Genomic DNA, 17,552 nt, shown 5'->3' with positions numbered 1-17,552 from the left:
CCCAGGAGTTTTCGCTCCCTCCGCCCCTACCTGTCCCGTACCGGGGGCCGCCGTCTCCAGCCGCCGCTATCGGCCTTGACTGCCTCGTCCTCGAACGCCGGACGGGCCGGGTGGTGTCGGGAGGTACGGGGCCGTCGACGGGATGCCCAAGTCCGAGGGGAGCAAGGAACCCACCCAGCAGTCTCGGCGTACTCCCTTGTTGTTGATGGCGGAGCGGAGAGTGCCTTCCACTGTGAATCCGGCCCGTTCGGCCACCGCGCGGGAGCCGGTGTTGCCGACCTCGGCGCGCCATTCGACGCGGTCGATGGACAGGTCCGTGAAGGCCCAGCGGGAGGCGGCGGTGGCGGCTTCGGTGATGTAGCCGTTGCCGCGGTGTTCCTTCGCCGTCCAGAAGCCGATCTCGCCGACGCCCAGCGAGCGCATGGTGATGGCGAGCATGCCCACCAGCTCCCCGGAGGGGACGAAGACGCCGAAGGTGAACATGGAGCCGTCCGACCAGCCGTCGGGCACCATCTGGTCCGTGAAGCTCACCGCGTGCTCGCGCAGATAGGGCGACGGGATCGTGGTCCAGCGCTGGATGTCGGGGTCCTGGACGGCGTCGTACACGGCGTCCGTGTCATGCGGGCCCACGGTGCGCAGGACGAGACGGTCGGTGGTCAGGGTGACGGGGTCCATCGGCCGATTCTGCTCGGACAACCGGAAGGACGCCATTCCTTTGCTGTGAGTGAGTGGGGCGTTACTTTTCGCAACGAGAACGCGGCACCTTCAGCATCCCCTGTCCGTTGTCCTAGTGGCTGTCACTGGCAGACCTCCCGGCGCGGTGCGGTCCTCGCTTACGATGGCCGTTGCTCAAGCTGTGATTTGTAACTGTCATTGAAACCGACCGTCCCAGGCCCGACCGGCAAGGAGACAAACCCCCGTGTCCGTCCTCTCGAAGATCATGCGTGCAGGCGAAGGCAAGATCCTGCGCAAGCTGCACCGCATCGCGGACCAGGTCAACTCCATCGAAGAGGACTTCGTCGACCTCTCCGACGCCGAGCTGCGGGCCCTCACCGATGAGTACAAGCAGCGGTACGCCGACGGCGAAAGCCTCGACGACCTGCTGCCCGAGGCGTTCGCGACCGTCCGTGAGGCGGCCAAGCGCGCGCTGGGCCAGCGTCACTACGACGTGCAGATGATGGGCGGCGCCGCCCTTCACCTCGGCTATGTCGCCGAGATGAAGACCGGTGAGGGCAAGACGCTCGTCGGCACCCTGCCCGCGTATCTGAACGCCCTCTCCGGAGACGGCGTTCACCTCATCACGGTCAACGACTACCTGGCCGAGCGCGACTCCGAAATGATGGGTCGCGTCCACAAGTTCCTCGGGCTGAGCGTCGGCTGCATCCTCGCCAACATGACGCCGGCCCAGCGCCGCGAGCAGTACGCGTGCGACATCACGTACGGCACGAACAACGAGTTCGGCTTCGACTACCTGCGCGACAACATGGCGTGGTCGCAGGACGAACTGGTGCAGCGCGGCCACAACTTCGCGATCGTCGACGAGGTCGACTCCATCCTCGTCGACGAGGCCCGTACGCCGCTGATCATCTCCGGCCCGGCCGACCAGGCCACCAAGTGGTACGGCGACTTCGCCAAGCTGGTCACCCGCCTGAAGAAGGGCGAGGCCGGCAACCCCCTCAAGGGCCTCGAGGAGACCGGGGACTACGAGGTCGACGAGAAGAAGCGCACCGTAGCCATCCACGAGCCCGGCGTCTCCAAGGTCGAGGACTGGCTGGGCATCGACAACCTCTACGAGTCGGTGAACACGCCGCTTGTCGGGTACCTGAACAACGCCATCAAGGCCAAGGAACTCTTCAAGAAGGACAAGGACTACGTCGTCATCGACGGCGAGGTCATGATCGTCGACGAGCACACCGGCCGTATTCTCGCCGGCCGCCGCTACAACGAGGGCATGCACCAGGCGATCGAGGCGAAGGAAGGGGTGGACATCAAGGACGAGAACCAGACGCTCGCCACGATCACCCTGCAGAACTTCTTCCGCCTCTACAGCAAGCTCTCCGGCATGACCGGTACGGCGATGACCGAGGCCGCCGAGTTCCACCAGATCTACAAGCTCGGTGTCGTCCCGATCCCGACCAACAAGCCGATGGTCCGCAAGGATCAGTCGGACCTGATCTACCGCACCGAGGTCGCCAAGTTCGACGCGGTGGTCGACGACATCGCCGAGAAGCACGACAAGGGCCAGCCGATCCTCGTCGGTACGACGTCGGTGGAGAAGTCCGAATACCTCTCGCAGCAGCTCTCCAAGCGCGGCATCCAGCACGAAGTGCTGAACGCCAAGCAGCACGACCGTGAGGCGACGATCGTCGCCCAGGCCGGCCGCAAGGGCGCCGTGACCGTGGCCACGAACATGGCCGGTCGTGGTACGGACATCAAGCTCGGCGGCAACCCCGATGACCTCGCCGAGGCGGAGCTGCGTCAGCGCGGCCTCGACCCCGAGGAGCACATCGAGGAGTGGGCCGCCGCGCTGCCCGCCGCTCTGGAGAGGGCCGAAAAGGCCGTGAAGGCGGAGTTCGAGGAGGTCAAGGAGCTCGGTGGGCTCTACGTCCTCGGCACCGAGCGGCACGAGTCGCGCCGTATCGACAACCAGCTGCGCGGTCGTTCCGGCCGTCAGGGCGACCCGGGCGAGTCCCGCTTCTACTTGTCGCTGGGTGACGACCTGATGCGCCTGTTCAAGGCGCAGATGGTCGAGCGCGTCATGTCGATGGCGAACGTGCCCGACGACGTGCCGATCGAGAACAAGATGGTCACGCGCGCCATCGCGTCCGCCCAGTCGCAGGTCGAGCAGCAGAACTTCGAGACGCGTAAGAACGTCCTCAAGTACGACGAGGTCCTCAACCGGCAGCGCGAGGTCATCTATGGCGAGCGCCGCCGCGTCCTGGAGGGCGAGGACCTGCAGGAGCAGATCCAGCACTTCACGGACGACACGATCGACGCGTACATCGCGGCCGAGACCGCCGAAGGCTTCGCCGAGGAGTGGGATCTGGACCGGCTGTGGGGCGCCTTCAAGCAGCTCTACCCGGTGAAGGTCACCGTCGACGAGCTGGAGGAGGCGGCCGGTGACCGTGCCGGTCTGACCGCCGAGTTCATCTCCGAGTCCATCAAGGACGACATCCGCGAGCAGTACGAGGCCCGTGAGAGGCAGCTCGGCTCCGAGATCATGCGTGAGCTGGAGCGCCGGGTCGTGCTGTCGGTCCTGGACCGCAAGTGGCGCGAGCACCTCTACGAGATGGACTACCTCCAGGAGGGCATCGGCCTGCGCGCCATGGCGCAGAAGGACCCGCTGGTCGAGTACCAGCGCGAGGGCTTCGACATGTTCTCCGCCATGATGGACGGCATCAAGGAGGAGTCCGTCGGCTACCTGTTCAACCTGGAGGTCCAGGTCGAGCAGCAGGTCGAGGAAGTTCCGGTCGAGGACACGGTGCCTTCCCTCCAAAAGGAGGACGTCGTCCCCGCGGGTGCGCGTCCGGAGATCCGCGCCAAGGGCCTCGACGCCCCGCGGCGCCCCGACCGGCTGCACTTCTCCGCGCCGAAGGTGGACGGCGAGGGTGGCATCGTCGAGGGCGACTTCATCGACGACAACGGCGACGAGCCCGTGCGCTCCGAGGCGGACGGCCTCACGCGTGCGGAGCGCCGCAAGCAGCAGAAGGGCGCGCGTCGGCGCAAGAAGTGACGGTCGGCGGCGCCGGTGGTAGCGCCGCCGCGTAGCGCCGGTCACGGCCGCTTGTGAGGGCCGGGCACCTTGGGTGCCCGGCCCTTTGCGTTGCCTGGCGGAGAGCTGAGGCGGAGGGTCGGTTCAGTCCTCGTCCGCGCGGGGCATGCGCGGGCCGCCGAGCTCCACCGCCGTGCAGCGCCAGCGGAGGTCAGGGCCCTGTTCCAGGCGGAACGCCATGGCGCGCAGCTGTTCTCCGGCGCCGATGCGGGCGAAGGCCTCGATCGCTCCCGGGCGCGGTACGTAGTAGCCGATGTCGCGGACGACCGGTCGGGTGCCGCGGGCGCGCAGGGGGCCGCGCTCGGCGAGCCAGGCCAGTTCGTCGTAGGCGCGGCCCGCGGTGTGACGCAACATGCAGTGGACGGGACGCTGACCGCTGAGGACGGCGAGCAGACGGTCGGCGAAGAGGTCGGTGGGGCGGGGTTGCGGAGTGGGCCTGCGCGGGGCGTCGACGGGGGCGGTGAGAGGCGAGACTCCGCCGCCTGGGAACAGTGCGGGCGCGGTGTCGCCCGGAGCCGGGCTGTCGCCCTGTGCCGGGCTGTCGCCCTGTGCCGGGCGGCGCAGGGGGCCGCGGGCGGGCGTGGTCAGCAGGGTGGCCGTCGGTGCCTCCAGGGACGTGCCTGCGCCTGGTGAGGTGGGTCGTGACGTGCCTGCGCCTGGTGAGGTGGGTCGTGACGTGGGTCGTGACGTGCCTGCGCCTGGTGAGGTGGGTCGTGAGGTGGGTCGTGACGTGCCTGCGCCTGGTGAGGTGGGTCGTGAGGTGGGTCGTGACGTGCCTGCGCCTGGTGAGGTGGGTCGTGACGCGCCCGTGCCCGGTGGGGTCGGTTGTGAGGCACCCACGCCCGGTGGGGTCGGCCGAGGTGCGCCTGCGCCGGGCGGCGCCGACGGTGGGTTGTCGCCCGGGGTCCTGCGGGGTGCTCCCGCTCCCGGCGTGCGGGGTGGCGCGCTGCCCGGGCGGCGGGTGTCCTGGCGGCCGGGTGGGCGGGTGCCCGGGTGGCGCTTCGTCCTGGTCATCACCTTGTTCATGTGTCGTCCCCGCTCACTGGAGCCCGTTTGATACCGGGCGGTAACTTTCGTGTTGGGGATCTTGTACGAGGCGGGAGCGGGCCTGTGCAAGGACGCCGGACGCGCGCCGGAGCGGTCGGAAGGTTCACCTATCAGGGTGGCCGGACGGTGTGCGGGCCTTGGTGGGAGCGCGGCGTACCGGGTGAATCCGTGGCCGGGGGTGGACGCCTCGGAGGGTGCGGTCGGGGGCTCGAAAGGGGACGCCCGCACGTATCCTGAAGGCCCTCCCGGGAGGCGCGGGACCGCCCTCCTCGGAGCCCTCCGACTACGAAAATCGGAGCCCTCCGACTACGAAAGTGGCCAGCCATGCGCGTCTACGTCCCCCTGACCCTCTCCGGTCTCGCCGAGGCGTACAAGACGGGAGAGCTGGAGGCGGGACCTTTCGTCGCGTACGCCGTCACGCCCGCGTTGCGTGAGTGGTACCTCTCCGACAACATCGAGGAGCTCGAGTACGCGGCGCTGAACCGCGCCGCGCTGGCTTCGCTGCGGCTGCTCGCGGTCGACCGCGGAGCCGTTCGGCGGCGGGTCGTCGTCGCGGTCGACGTCCCGGACCGGGACGCGGTAGCCGATCCCGACCGGGGCCTTGATCCCGCGGCGCTCGGTGAGGTGCGGGTCTCCCAGACCGTGCCGCTGGCCAAGGTGGCCGCCGTGCACGTCGACTCGGCCGATGCCGGGACGGATGTCGCCGCCGCAGCGGATGCGCTGGGCGCGGCGGACGTCGGGGACGACGACGCCCAGTTCATCGTCGACGGGGCCGAGGACCACGAGCTCCTGTGGTTCGCCACGCAGGAGATTCCCAACCTGGTGGGGCTGGGGGACTGACGCCGCCCTGCCGTTTCCGGTCACCCGGCGTCCATGACCCCTGGCGCCCCTGTGCGCTTGCGCGTGCCTCCGGGCGACGGGGGCCGTTGTCGGTGGCTGCGGGTACGTTCTTGTCATGGGGATGAACGGAGCTGCGCACATTGTGTGGGATTGGAACGGCACGCTGTTCCACGACAATGACGCGATCATCGGGGCGACGAACGCGGCGTTCGCCGAGCTCGGGCTGGAGCCGATCACGCTGGAGCGGTACAGGGCGCTGTACTGCGTGCCGGTGCCGAAGTTCTACGAGCGACTCATAGGGCGGCTGCCGACGGATACCGAATGGCAGGTCATGGACGAGACCTTCCACCGGTACTACGCGGAGCACCGGACCGCGTGCGAGCTCACCGAGGGCGTGCCGGCGCTGCTCGCCGAGTGGGGGGCGGCGGGACGCAGCCAGTCGCTCCTGAGCATGTACGGGCATGACGAACTGGTCCCGCTGGTACGGGGGTTCGGGATCGAGCCGCACTTCATACGCGTCGACGGGCGGATGGGGCCTTCCGGCGGCAGCAAGGCCGAGCACATGGTGCGGCACGTGGGCGCGCTCGTCGGCGTGGAGCCGTCCCGCGTGGTGGTGATCGGCGACGCGGCCGACGACGCGGTCGCCGCGCGGCACGTGGGGGCGCAGGCGATCCTCTACACCGGGGGCTCCCATGGTCGCGCCAGCCTGGAGGAGGTGGGCGTGCCGGTGGTGGACAGCCTGGCGGATGCGGTCGAGGAGGCCGGGCGGCTGGCGGCCTGACTGGGGGTGGCGCCGGCAGCGCCGTGGGCGTCTCGTCCTCGTTGTCCGCCCGTGCGGAGGCGCGACGGCCGCCCTTGTCGGTGCTGCAGCGGCCGTCAGGTGGTCCGGCTCAGTGAACCCAGGGCGGTCGCGGTCCGGCTCAGTGGGGCCTCGGGTGGTTCAGGTCACCGGCGCCTTCGCGCGCAGCACTGTCAAGAACTCGCGCATCCAGCTGGAGTGGTCCGGCCAGGCGCGGGAGGAGACCAGCATGCCGTCGACCACGGCTTCCGCGTCATGGAAGGTCGCACCGGCCGCCTGCATGTCGAGTTCCAGCGCGGGGTACGCCGTGACGCGACGGCCACGCAGGGCGTCGACGGCCGCCGTCAGGAGGGGGCCATGGCAGATCTGGGCCACCGGCTTGTCGGTGTCGAAGAAGGCCTTGAGGATCTTGCGGAGTTCGGGGTCGTTGCGGAGGTACTCCGGGGCTCGGCCGCCGGGGATGACCAGCGCGACGTACTGGCCGGGGTCCACCTCCGCGAACGAGAGATCCGCGGGCCAGGTGTAGCCGGGCTTCTCCGTGTAGGTGTCGAAGCCGGGTTCGAAATCGTGGACGACGAACTGGAGCTGCTTGCGGGTGGGGGCTGCGATGTGGACTTCGTAGCCTTCCTCGCGCAGGCGCTGGTAGGGGTACAGGACCTCCAGTGACTCTGCCGCGTCGCCGGTCACTATCAGGATCTTCGCTGTCATGTCTGTCCCGCTCCCCTCAGCCTTGCCTGAGCCGTGCGTCAGCCATGCCTCAATTGTGCTGCGGTCTCCGATGGGCGTCCTGGTCAACTTGCCTCGGGCGAGCAGCTCTGCCAAGGGGGCGTGCCGTCTTTCGGGCACTCGGCGTCGGCGCTGCCGTCTGGATGGGCGCAGCTGCGACGGAATGGCGGGACGCCTGTGACGAAGGGCGGGACGCCTGTGACGAAGGGCGGAACACCGCCCCCAACGACACACACGCCCGCCATCGCCCCGGCCACGTACGGGATCCCCGCCCCTTTCGTCCCTGTGCATACTGTCAAACTTCCACCCCTGGTTTTGTACACATACGGCTCATGACGGCCCCCGGGTAGGTGGCGATAGCCTTGTGGCGTGATCAGCGCGATATCTCGCGGGGGCATCGTCGCCCCTGCCCTGCGCCCGGAGAACACGGACGACATCCGTGACCGGGCGGCGGTCGCTGGTCTTCGCGGGCGGGTCGGGGCGGCGGAAAGCGCACTCCGGACGTCGATGACACCCCGGGAACGGACGTTGCCGAGAGCAGCGTCACAGTCTCCAGGGGCGCCGAAAATGGCCGGTAACCCCCCGCTCATCTCACCTTGCGGCATAGCGTCGGAGCCGACCGGACACCCCGCGTCGCGGCGTTATGTCGGAAGAGAAGAGACCGTACTTCCTTCAACGTCACGCAACGGCGCGCGACAGGAGCCAGAGGACAATGCAGACCAAGCTGGACGAAGCCAAGGCCGAGCTGCTCGAACGGGCCGCCCGGGTAGCTGAGAACAGCCCGGTCGGGGGGCACCTACCGACTGGGACGACGGGCGAGGGCACCCCTGACAAGGACACCGTGCTCGCGTTCCTCCAGCGCTACTACCTGCACACCGCCCCGGAGGACCTCAGCGACCGCGACCCGGTCGACATCTTCGGAGCCGCCTTCTCGCACTACCGGCTGGCCGAGAACCGCCCGCAGGGCACGGCCAACGTGCGGGTCCACACCCCGACCGTCGAGGAGAACGGCTGGACCTGCAGCCACTCCGTCGTCGAGGTGGTCACCGACGACATGCCATTTCTCGTCGACTCGGTCACCAACGAGCTCTCCCGCCAGGGCCGCGGCATTCATGTCGTCATTCACCCGCAGTTCGTCGTACGGCGTGATCTGACCGGCAAGCTCATCGAGGTGCTGCCCGGCCGGCCCACCGCCGAGCAGCTTCCCCACGACGCCCACGTCGAGTCCTGGATCCACGTCGAGATCGACCGCGAGACCGACCGCGCCGATCTGAAGCAGATCACCGCCGACCTGCTGCGCGTCCTGTCCGACGTCCGCGAGGCCGTCGAGGACTGGGAGAAGATGCACGACTCGGCGTTGCGCATCGCGGAGGAGCTGCCCAAGGAGCCGACCGCCGACGACCTGCGCGACCAGGAGGTCGAGGAGGCCCGCAACCTGCTTCGCTGGCTCTCGGACGACCACTTCACGTTCTTGGGGTACCGGGAGTACGAGCTGCGCGACGACGACTCGCTCGCGGCCGTGCCCGGCACCGGACTCGGCATCCTGCGCTCCGACCCGCACCACGCCGGGGAGGACAGCCACCCTGTCAGCCCGTCCTTCGAGCGGCTGCCCGCCGACGCCCGCGCCAAGGCCCGCGAGCACAAGCTGCTGGTGCTGACCAAGGCGAACAGCCGGGCGACCGTGCACCGGCCGTCGTACCTCGACTATGTCGGCGTCAAGAAGTTCGACGAGCACGGGAACGTCGTCGGGGAGCGCCGCTTCCTCGGACTCTTCTCGTCCGCCGCGTACACCGAGTCCGTGCGCCGCGTGCCCGTCATCCGCCGCAAGGTGCAGGAAGTCCTCAAGGGCGCCGGGTTCTCGCCCAACAGCCACGACGGCCGCGACCTGCTCCAGATCCTGGAGACCTACCCGCGCGACGAGCTCTTCCAGACCCCGGTCGACGAGCTCCGCTCGATCGTCACATCCGTCCTGTACCTGCAGGAGCGGCGGCGGCTGCGGCTCTACCTGCGCCAGGACGAGTACGGGCGCTACTACTCCGCCCTCGTCTACCTCCCGCGCGACCGCTACACCACCGGCGTACGCCTGCGGATCATCGACATCCTCAAAGAAGAGCTGAACGGCACCAGCGTCGACTTCACGGCCTGGAACACCGAGTCGATCCTGTCCCGGCTGCACTTCGTGGTCCGCGTCCCGCCGGGCACCGAGCTGCCGCAGCTGTCCGACGCCGACAAGGAGCGCATCGAGGCGCGGCTCGTCGAGGCCGCCCGCTCCTGGGCCGACGGCTTCGCGGAGGCGCTGACCGCCGAGTGCGGCGAGGAGCGCGCCGCCGAGCTGCTGCGCCGCTACGGCAACGCCTTCCCCGAGGGCTACAAGGCCGACCACAACCCGCGCGCCGCGGTCGCCGACCTGGTCCACCTCGAAGCGCTCACGCGTGACAAGAGCAAGGACTTCGCGCTCAGCCTGTACGAGCCGGTGGGCGCGGCGCCCGGTGAGCGCCGTTTCAAGATCTACCGCACCGGTGAGCAGGTCTCGCTCTCCGCGGTGCTGCCCGCCCTCAACCGCATGGGCGTCGAGGTCACCGACGAGCGCCCGTACGAGCTGCGCTGCTCGGACCGTACGACCGCCTGGATCTACGACTTCGGGCTGCGCCTGCCCAAGTCCCTGATCGGCAACGGCGACTCCCTGGGAGACGACGGCCGCGAGCGGTTCCAGGACGCCTTCTCCGCCACCTGGACCGGGCAGGCCGAGAACGACGGCTTCAACGCCCTCGTGCTGAGCGCCGGGCTGACCTGGCGGCAGGCGATGGTGCTGCGTGCGTACGCGAAGTACCTGCGCCAGGCCGGTTCCACCTTCAGCCAGGACTACATGGAGGACACGCTCCGCAACAACGTCCACACCACCCGGCTCCTGGTGTCGCTCTTCGAGGCGCGGATGTCTCCGGACCGCCAGCGCGCCGGTGTCGAGCTGACCGACGCGCTGATGGAGGAGCTGGACGCCGCGCTCGACCAGGTCGCCTCGCTGGACGAGGACCGGATCCTGCGGTCCTTCCTCAACCTCATCAAGGCGACCCTGCGCACGAACTTCTTCCAGGAGGCGCTGGGTGCCAAGTGGCACGAATACGTCTCCATGAAGTTCGACCCGACGGCCATCCCGGACCTTCCGGCGCCGCGACCGGCGTACGAGATCTGGGTGTACTCGCCCCGCGTCGAGGGCGTGCACCTGCGCTTCGGCAAGGTCGCGCGAGGAGGCCTGCGCTGGTCCGACCGGAAGGAGGACTTCCGTACGGAGATCCTCGGCCTGGTCAAGGCGCAGATGGTGAAGAACACCGTCATCGTGCCGGTCGGCGCCAAGGGCGGCTTCGTCGCCAAGCAGCTGCCCGACCCGTCCGTGGACCGCGACGCCTGGCTGGCCGAGGGCATCCGCAGCTACAAGACCTTCATCTCGGCGCTGCTCGACATCACCGACAACATGGTGGCCGGTGAGATCGTGCCGCCCCTGGACGTCGTCCGGCACGACGAGGACGACACGTACCTCGTGGTCGCCGCCGACAAGGGCACCGCGACGTTCTCGGACATCGCCAACGAGGTCGCGGAGAGCTACAACTTCTGGCTCGGCGACGCCTTCGCCTCCGGCGGCAGCGCCGGTTACGACCACAAGAAGATGGGCATCACCGCGCGCGGTGCCTGGGAGTCCGTGAAGCGGCACTTCCGGGAGCTGGGCGTGAACACCCAGACGCAGGACTTCACCGTGGTGGGCGTCGGCGACATGTCCGGTGACGTGTTCGGCAACGGAATGCTGCTGTCCGAGCACATCCGCGTGGTCGCCGCCTTCGACCACCGGCACATCTTCATCGACCCGAACCCGGACGCGGAGACGTCGTACGCCGAGCGCCGCCGTCTCTTCGAGCTGCCGCGCTCCTCGTGGGCGGACTACAACAGCGAGCTGATCTCGGGCGGCGGCGGTGTGTTCCCGCGTACCGCCAAGGCCATCCCGATCAACGCGCACATCCGTGACGCCCTCGGCATCGAGGCCGGCGTCGCCAAGATGACCCCGGCCGACCTGATGAAGGCGATCCTCAAGGCGCCGGTCGACCTGCTGTGGAACGGCGGCATCGGTACGTACGTGAAGTCGTCCGCCGAGTCGCACGCGGACGTCGGCGACAAGGCCAACGACGCGATCCGCGTCGACGGCTCCGACCTGCGCGTGAAGGTCGTCGGCGAGGGCGGCAACCTGGGCCTGACCCAGCTCGGCCGGATCGAGTTCGCCCAGCACGGCGGAAAGATCAACACCGACGCCATCGACAACAGCGCGGGCGTGGACACCTCCGACCACGAGGTGAACATCAAGATCCTGCTCAACGCGGTGGTGGCCAACGGCGATCTGACGGTCAAGCAGCGCAACAAGCTGCTCGCCGAGATGACCGACGAGGTCGGCGCCCTCGTCCTGCGCAACAACTACGCGCAGAACATGGCGATCGCCAACGCGCTGGCGCAGTCCGGGAGCATGCTCCACGCCCAGCAGCGGTTCATCCGCCACCTGGTGCGCGAGGGCCACCTCGACCGTGCCCTTGAGTTCATGCCCACCGAGCGGCAGATCCGCGAGCGGCTCAACAGCGGGCAGGGCCTGACCGGTCCGGAGACGGCCGTCCTCCTCGCGTACACGAAGATCACGGTCTCCGACGAGCTGCTCTCCACCTCGCTGCCGGACGACCCGTATCTGCAGAGCCTGCTCTTCGCGTACTTCCCGACGGCACTGCGCGAGAAGTTCCGCGAGCAGATCGAAGCGCACGCGCTGCGCCGCGAGATCGTCACGACCGTTCTGGTCAACGACACGGTCAACACGGGCGGTACGAGCTTCCTGCACCGCCTGCGCGAGGAGACCGGTGCCTCGCTGGACGAGATCGTCCGGGCGCAGACCGCGGCCCGCGCCATCTTCGAGTCCAGCAAGGTGTGGGACGCGGTGGAGGCGCTCGACAATGTCGTCGCCGCCGACGTGCAGACCCGCATCCGGCTGCACTCGCGCCGGCTCGTCGAGCGCGGCACGCGCTGGCTGCTCAACAACCGGCCGCAGCCGCTTCAGCTCGCCGAGACGATCGGCTTCTTCAGCGACGGTGTCGAGCAGGTCTGGTCCGAGCTGCCCAAGCTGCTGCGCGGCGCGGACCTGGAGTGGTACCAGCAGATCTACGACGAGCTGTCGGGCGCCGGCGTCCCGGACGAACTCGCCACCCGCGTGGCCGGGTTCTCCTCCGCCTTCCCGACACTGGACATCGTCGCGGTGGCCGACCGCACGGGCAAGGACCCGATGGCCGTCGCCGAGGTCTACTACGACCTCGCCGACCGCCTCGGCATCACCCAGCTGATGGACCGCATCATCGAGCTCCCACGAGCCGACCGCTGGCAGTCCATGGCCCGCGCGTCGATCCGCGAGGACCTGTACGCGGCTCACGCGGCACTCACCGCCGACGTCCTGGCGGTGGGCAACGGCACCTCGACTCCCGAGCAGCGCTTCAAGGCCTGGGAGGAGAAGAACGCGGCGATCCTCGGCCGGGCTCGCACGACGCTGGAGGAGATCCGGGGCTCGGACTCGTTCGACCTCGCGAACCTGTCGGTGGCGATGCGAACGATGCGGACGCTGCTGCGGACGCATTCGTAGCCCGTACGGGGATGCGGTCCGTACCGCATGTGGGGGCGCCCCCGGTCTTGACGACCGGGGGCGCCCCGTTTTTCTTGTCGATCTCTGGGGGAAACCGAAACTGAAATTTACCTATTGCTGATAAAAGGAACAATTGTGACTGTGAACCTCTCCGAGGGGCGGGCCCGTGCGGGCCGTCAGGCCCCCGCGCCGACCCTCGTCCCGCCCCTCGCCAGTCCCAGTCCCGGAGTGGTCGCGCGAGCGCGGCGGATCACTCTCGAGGTGGCCAAGTTCGGGGTCGTCGGCGGCAGCGGAGTCGCGGTCAACCTCCTCGTGTTCAACATCCTGCTGCACGGCCTGAAGTGGGCCCCGATGGCCGCCACGGTGATCGCCAGCTGCATCGCCATGGGCACCAACTACCTGGGATTCCGTTTCTTCGCGTACCGCGACCGAGCCTCGCGCACCAAGCGGCAGATCGTCCTCTTCTTCGCGTTCAGCGGGCTCGGCGTCCTCATGGAGAGCGGACTCTTCTATGTCGGCTATCACGGCCTGGGCATGAGCAGCCCGCTCGGCTCGAACATGGACAAGGCGCTGTCGATCGTGCTGGCCTCGGCCTTCCGGTTCCTGGTGTACCGGACGTGGGTGTTCCAACACACCAAGCACGGTCGATAACACGGCGCAGCCGGGAGGTATGTCTAGGATTAATAGGATGAATGTGGATCAGCGCTGCGCGCCCGCCGTGTCCGTGGTCGTCATCGTCTACAACGACGCCGCCCGGCTGCCCACGGCCGTGCGCTCCGTCCTCGACCAGACGCTGCGCGGCGTCGAGGTCGTCATCGTCGATGACCGGAGCACGGACGGTTCGTACGAGCTGGCGCGGCAGCTGGCCGCCGAGCACCCCGACCGCGTCCGCGCCTTCCAGCTGCCGGAGAACAGCGGCGGCTGCGGAGCTCCCCGCAACCACGGAGTCGGCCGGGCCCAAGGCGACTACGTCCTCTTCCTCGACAGCGACGACGTACTGGAGCGCAACGCCTGCCGCAACATGCTGGAGGCCGCCGAGAACACCGGCGCCGACCTCGTCGCCGGCCTGTGCGTCCGGGTGCACGTCGACTCGCGCACGGGCAAGGAGGTCAAGTGGTACCCCTGGCTGTACGAGCGCACCCGCACCCTGGAGTCGATCTCCGAGCTGCCGGACCTGCTGGTCTTCGACACGCTGTCCACGAACAAGTGCTACCGCCGGCAATTCCTGCTCGACGAGGGACTGGAGTTCCCCGTCGGCATCCACTACGAGGACCTGCTCTTCTCCGCCCAGGCGTATGTGGCCGCCCGCCGCATCACCCTCATCCCCAACCGGGTGTACGACTGGCGGGTCGTGGAGAAGTCGGCGGCGAAGTCGATCAGCAACCGCCGTGACGAGATCGCCAACTTCACGCACCGGATGGAGATCCACCGCCGGGTCGACCAGCTCCTCGCGGACAACGGCCTGCTGGAGCTGAAGTTCGCCAAGGACGTCAAGTGGCTCAAGCACGACCTCGTGCTGCATCTTCGGGAGCTGCCGTTCCGGGACGCGTGCTATCGCCAGGAGTTCGCCGCGATCGCCCGGGAGTACCTGGAGTCGATCGACCGGGCCGCCTTCGACGAGACCGAGCCCATCCACGCCATCTGTGCCTATCTGCTGCAGAAGGGCGATTGGGACAACCTCCTGCCCGCCGTGGACACGCTCACCAACCGCGACAAGGTCTCCTCTCCGCTCATCGAGCGCGACGGGCGTGTGTACTGGTGCGCCCAGCACCTCGACGAGGGCGACGCCTTCGGCCGCCACGTCCTGGACGTCACCGAGCTCGGTTACCACACCAAACCGGTCGAGAAGATGTTCCTGCGCAACGTGCTCACCTCCTATGAGGAGGTCCACGGCCAGGTGCGGCTGGCCGGGCGGATCACCAACCCGCTCGGCGTCGTCCCGTCCGGCGCCCTGCTCGCCGGGGAGCTGGAGTTCTACGCTCGCCGTCCGGGTGTGCGCTTCCAGACCTTCCGCTTCCCCGTGGCGCAGGTGCGGCACGAGGGCGTGGCCCTTGTCTGGGAGGCCACCGCGGACCTCACGGCAGTCAGGCCGCTGGGCATCGTGGACGCCGTGTGGGACGTCCGACTCCGCCTCGACGTCGACGGCGCACGCACCACGAGCCGGCTCACGGTCGCCGAACCCGACCTGGCCGGCGGCCAGTTGCCCGTACGGCCCCGCCTCACCCGGCTGGTCGCCGACCGCATCGAACCGATGGTCTCCTCGCGCGGCCACCTGGCCTTCCGGCTCGTTCCCGACAAGAAGGCGAACGAACTCGTCCAGCGGGGTGTGCACGGCCGGGCCGGCAAGCTCGCCAAGTCCGGCTACCGCAAGGCCAGGGCGCTGCGCAAGCAGCTCACCTCCGGCGACACCAAAATCCGGCTGTACCACGAGGTGTTCAGCCGGCTGCCGGTCAAGAAGGGCCTGGTCGTCTTCGAGAGCCACCTGGGCCGGCAGTACAGCGACAGCCCCAAGGCGATCTACGAGGAGATGCGCCGCCAGGGCCTGGAGTTCGAGGCGGTGTGGGCGTACGCGGACAGTCCGGAGGGATTTCCGGCCGACGCGACCCTCGTACGACGCTGGTCGCTGCCGTATCTCAAGGCCCTCGCGCAGGCCGAGTTCTGGGTCGACAACCAGAGCTACCCGCTGAAGCTCACCAAGCGGCGGGAGACGACGTACATCCAGACCTGGCACGGCTCCGCGCTCAAGCGGATGGGCTTCGACGAGCCCGAGTGGAAGCTCAAGTCCCGCGAGCGGCAGGCCGAGCAGCAGCGCACCCTCGACCGCTTCGACCGGTTCCTGATCCGCTCCGAGCACGATGTGCGCACCCTCGCGCGGGCTTTCCGGCTCCAGGAGCGGACGCTGCTGCGGGTGGGATACCCGCGCAACGACGAACTGGTGCAGGCCAGGGAGCGGGAGGAGGCCACCGGTCGCCGTGAACGCGGACCGCTCGCCGCCCGGTTGCGCATCCCCGAGGGCAAGCAGGTCCTGTTGTACGCCCCGACCTTCCGTCGGCGCGGCGGTGGGCAACGGTTCGAGCTGCCCTTCGACGTGGAGCGCTTCGCCGAGACCTTCGGCGACCGCTACGTCCTGCTGGTCCGCTCCCACTACCTCAACCACGTCGTGCTCCCGCCGTCCGTGCGCGGCCGCGTCATCGACGTCACCGCCCACCACGACATGACCCCGCTGTTGGCGCTGGCCGACGGCCTGATCACGGACTACTCGTCGGTGATGTTCGATTACGCCCTCCTCGACCGGCCGATGTTCTTCTTCGCCTACGACTACGAGGAGTACGTGCACGAGGGCCGCGGGACCTACTTCGACCTGTTGGAGAGGGCGCCCGGTCCCGTCGTACGCAGTGAGGACGAACTGCACGTGGTGCTCGGCTCGTTGGAGGAACAGATGACCAAGTACGCCGCCAAGCGGGAGCAGTTCACCGCGGAATTCGGCGAGTACGACAAGGGCACCGCGGCCCGGAGCATCGTCGAGCAGTTCTTCGCGCAGTGGAGGCGTGGATGACCGAGTATCCGCAGCGGGACATCTTCTTCGTCTCCAACAGCGTCGACGAACTGGGCGGGGTGACCAGCTGGTCGCACCAGATGGCCCGCCTGTTCACCGACCGCGGCCACCGCGTCCACGTGGTGGGCATCACCGAGCCCGCAGTCGTCCAGGAACTCGGCGAACTCCCTTACCCCACCACGACGTTGTACGACGTCCACCCGCCGCGCGTCGGCTCCGCGCGCGGCATCAAGGGGCGGCTCAATGTGGCCGAGCGGAAGGTGCGTGCCGCACGTGCGGCGGGGATGCGGGAACAGGCCGCCAAGCTGACCGCGCTGTTCCGGGCCGCGCGCCCCGGCGCCGTCGTGATCGTCACGCAGGTGTGGGCCATGGAGTGGGTGGAGCTCGCCGACACGACCGGGCTGACCGTCATCGGCATGAGCCACGAGTCCTTCGCGTACTGCAAGAAGACCACGCGCTTCCGGCGGGTGCTGAAGCACTACAAGGACGTCGACCGGATGCTGGCGCTCACCCGAGAGGACGCCGACCGGTGGATCGGGCAGGGCATGAACAACGCCTCGTTCATGCCGAACCCCATCCCGTTCCTGCCCGAGGTGCCCTCGCCGCGCACGGAGAACGTCGTCCTCAGCGTCGGCCGGCTGCACGACCAGAAGGGCATCGACATACTCCTGGACACGTGGGCGAAGGTCGCGCCGTGCCACCCCGACTGGCGCCTGCGGATCTACGGCTCCGGCGACGACGAGGAGATCCTGAAGAAGCAGTGCACGGCGCTCGGACTCGACGACTCCGTGGAGTGGATGGGGAGTACGAGCGACGTACCCGGCGCCATGCGCGGCGGCTCCGTCTTCGTGCTGTCCTCACGCGGGGAGGGTTTCCCGCTCGTCCTCATGGAGGCCATGGCGACCGGCCTCCCGGCCGCCGCCTTCGACTGCGCCCCCGGTGTCCACGAGATCATCCACGACGGCGAGGACGGCCTCCTCGCCGTCCTCGGCAACACCGGTGAACTGGCCCGCAGACTCGACACGTTGATGTCGGACAAGGGGCTGCGGGACGCGATGGGGGAGGCGGCCCGGGTGAACATCCAGCGCTATACGGCCGAGAAGATCGTACGGCGCTGGGAGGAGCTGTTCGCCTTCCTGGAGAGGTAGGAGCGCCCTCG

General features: G+C 68.6%; 10 protein-coding genes. 7 read left to right on the top strand and 3 right to left on the bottom strand.

Features of this window, described 5'->3' with window-relative positions:
* Positions 1–66 precede the first annotated feature (66 nt).
* Entirely contained in the window at positions 67–675 is a 609-nt protein-coding gene (locus OG390_RS20255; protein ID WP_406169815.1) for a GNAT family N-acetyltransferase, read from the bottom strand.
* Between the two features lie 244 nt (positions 676–919).
* On the opposite strand from OG390_RS20255, the gene secA reads away from it, so the two are divergent.
* Positions 920–3,733, top strand: a complete 2,814-nt coding sequence (gene secA, locus OG390_RS20250; protein ID WP_406169813.1) for a preprotein translocase subunit SecA — start codon at positions 920–922, stop codon at positions 3,731–3,733.
* A 123-nt stretch (positions 3,734–3,856) separates the two neighbouring features.
* Here secA and OG390_RS20245 read toward each other — a convergent pair whose 3' ends face one another.
* Complete coding sequence (locus OG390_RS20245) at positions 3,857–4,786, bottom strand: Rv3235 family protein (RefSeq protein WP_406169811.1); 930 nt, start codon at positions 4,784–4,786, stop codon at positions 3,857–3,859.
* Between the two features lie 357 nt (positions 4,787–5,143).
* On the opposite strand from OG390_RS20245, the gene OG390_RS20240 reads away from it, so the two are divergent.
* Together OG390_RS20240 and OG390_RS20235 are read left to right on the top strand one after the other, a co-directional pair.
* Complete coding sequence (locus OG390_RS20240) at positions 5,144–5,659, top strand: DUF6912 family protein (RefSeq protein ID WP_406169809.1); 516 nt, start codon at positions 5,144–5,146, stop codon at positions 5,657–5,659.
* 115 nt (positions 5,660–5,774) lie between these two features.
* Entirely contained in the window at positions 5,775–6,440 is a 666-nt protein-coding gene (locus OG390_RS20235) for an HAD family hydrolase (RefSeq protein ID WP_406169807.1), read from the top strand.
* A gap of 159 nt (positions 6,441–6,599) precedes the next feature.
* On the opposite strand, the gene OG390_RS20230 is transcribed toward OG390_RS20235, so the two are convergent.
* Complete coding sequence (locus OG390_RS20230) at positions 6,600–7,166, bottom strand: DJ-1/PfpI family protein (RefSeq protein ID WP_406169805.1); 567 nt, start codon at positions 7,164–7,166, stop codon at positions 6,600–6,602.
* A 730-nt stretch (positions 7,167–7,896) separates the two neighbouring features.
* Between OG390_RS20230 and OG390_RS20225 the strand changes: the two genes are divergently transcribed.
* From OG390_RS20225 to OG390_RS20210, 4 genes are all read left to right on the top strand, one after another.
* Positions 7,897–12,837 (top strand): NAD-glutamate dehydrogenase, encoded by a 4,941-nt coding sequence (locus tag OG390_RS20225; RefSeq protein WP_406169803.1) that lies wholly within the window; start codon positions 7,897–7,899, stop codon positions 12,835–12,837.
* Between the two features lie 135 nt (positions 12,838–12,972).
* Positions 12,973–13,488, top strand: coding sequence for a GtrA family protein (locus OG390_RS20220; RefSeq protein ID WP_406169802.1), 516 nt, complete (start codon positions 12,973–12,975; stop codon positions 13,486–13,488).
* Positions 13,489–13,525: 37 nt separating this feature from the next.
* Complete coding sequence (locus tag OG390_RS20215) at positions 13,526–16,393, top strand: CDP-glycerol glycerophosphotransferase family protein (RefSeq protein WP_406169800.1); 2,868 nt, start codon at positions 13,526–13,528, stop codon at positions 16,391–16,393.
* A complete protein-coding gene (locus OG390_RS20210; protein ID WP_406169799.1) occupies positions 16,390–17,541 on the top strand; it encodes a glycosyltransferase in 1,152 nt (383 codons plus the stop codon). The genes OG390_RS20215 and OG390_RS20210 overlap by 4 nt, the downstream gene beginning before the upstream one ends.
* Positions 17,542–17,552 lie beyond the last annotated feature (11 nt).

This window comes from Streptomyces sp. NBC_00996 (assembly GCF_045162675.1).
Taxonomy (GTDB): domain Bacteria; phylum Actinomycetota; class Actinomycetes; order Streptomycetales; family Streptomycetaceae; genus Streptomyces.
This window is presented reverse-complemented; position numbering and strand designations above follow the sequence as displayed.

Excerpts from the sequence above, each read along its gene's own strand:
- OG390_RS20245 (WP_406169811.1), bottom strand. The coding sequence starts at position 4,786 with ATGACCAGGACGAAGCGCCACCCGGGCACCCGCCCACCCGGCCGCCAG.
- OG390_RS20215 (WP_406169800.1), top strand. The coding sequence starts at position 13,526 with ATGAATGTGGATCAGCGCTGCGCGCCCGCCGTGTCCGTGGTCGTCATC.
- OG390_RS20235 (WP_406169807.1), top strand. The coding sequence starts at position 5,775 with ATGGGGATGAACGGAGCTGCGCACATTGTGTGGGATTGGAACGGCACG.
- OG390_RS20240 (WP_406169809.1), top strand. The coding sequence starts at position 5,144 with ATGCGCGTCTACGTCCCCCTGACCCTCTCCGGTCTCGCCGAGGCGTAC.
- OG390_RS20225 (WP_406169803.1), top strand. The coding sequence starts at position 7,897 with ATGCAGACCAAGCTGGACGAAGCCAAGGCCGAGCTGCTCGAACGGGCC.
- OG390_RS20255 (WP_406169815.1), bottom strand. The coding sequence starts at position 675 with ATGGACCCCGTCACCCTGACCACCGACCGTCTCGTCCTGCGCACCGTG.
- OG390_RS20210 (WP_406169799.1), top strand. The coding sequence starts at position 16,390 with ATGACCGAGTATCCGCAGCGGGACATCTTCTTCGTCTCCAACAGCGTC.
- OG390_RS20230 (WP_406169805.1), bottom strand. The coding sequence starts at position 7,166 with ATGACAGCGAAGATCCTGATAGTGACCGGCGACGCGGCAGAGTCACTG.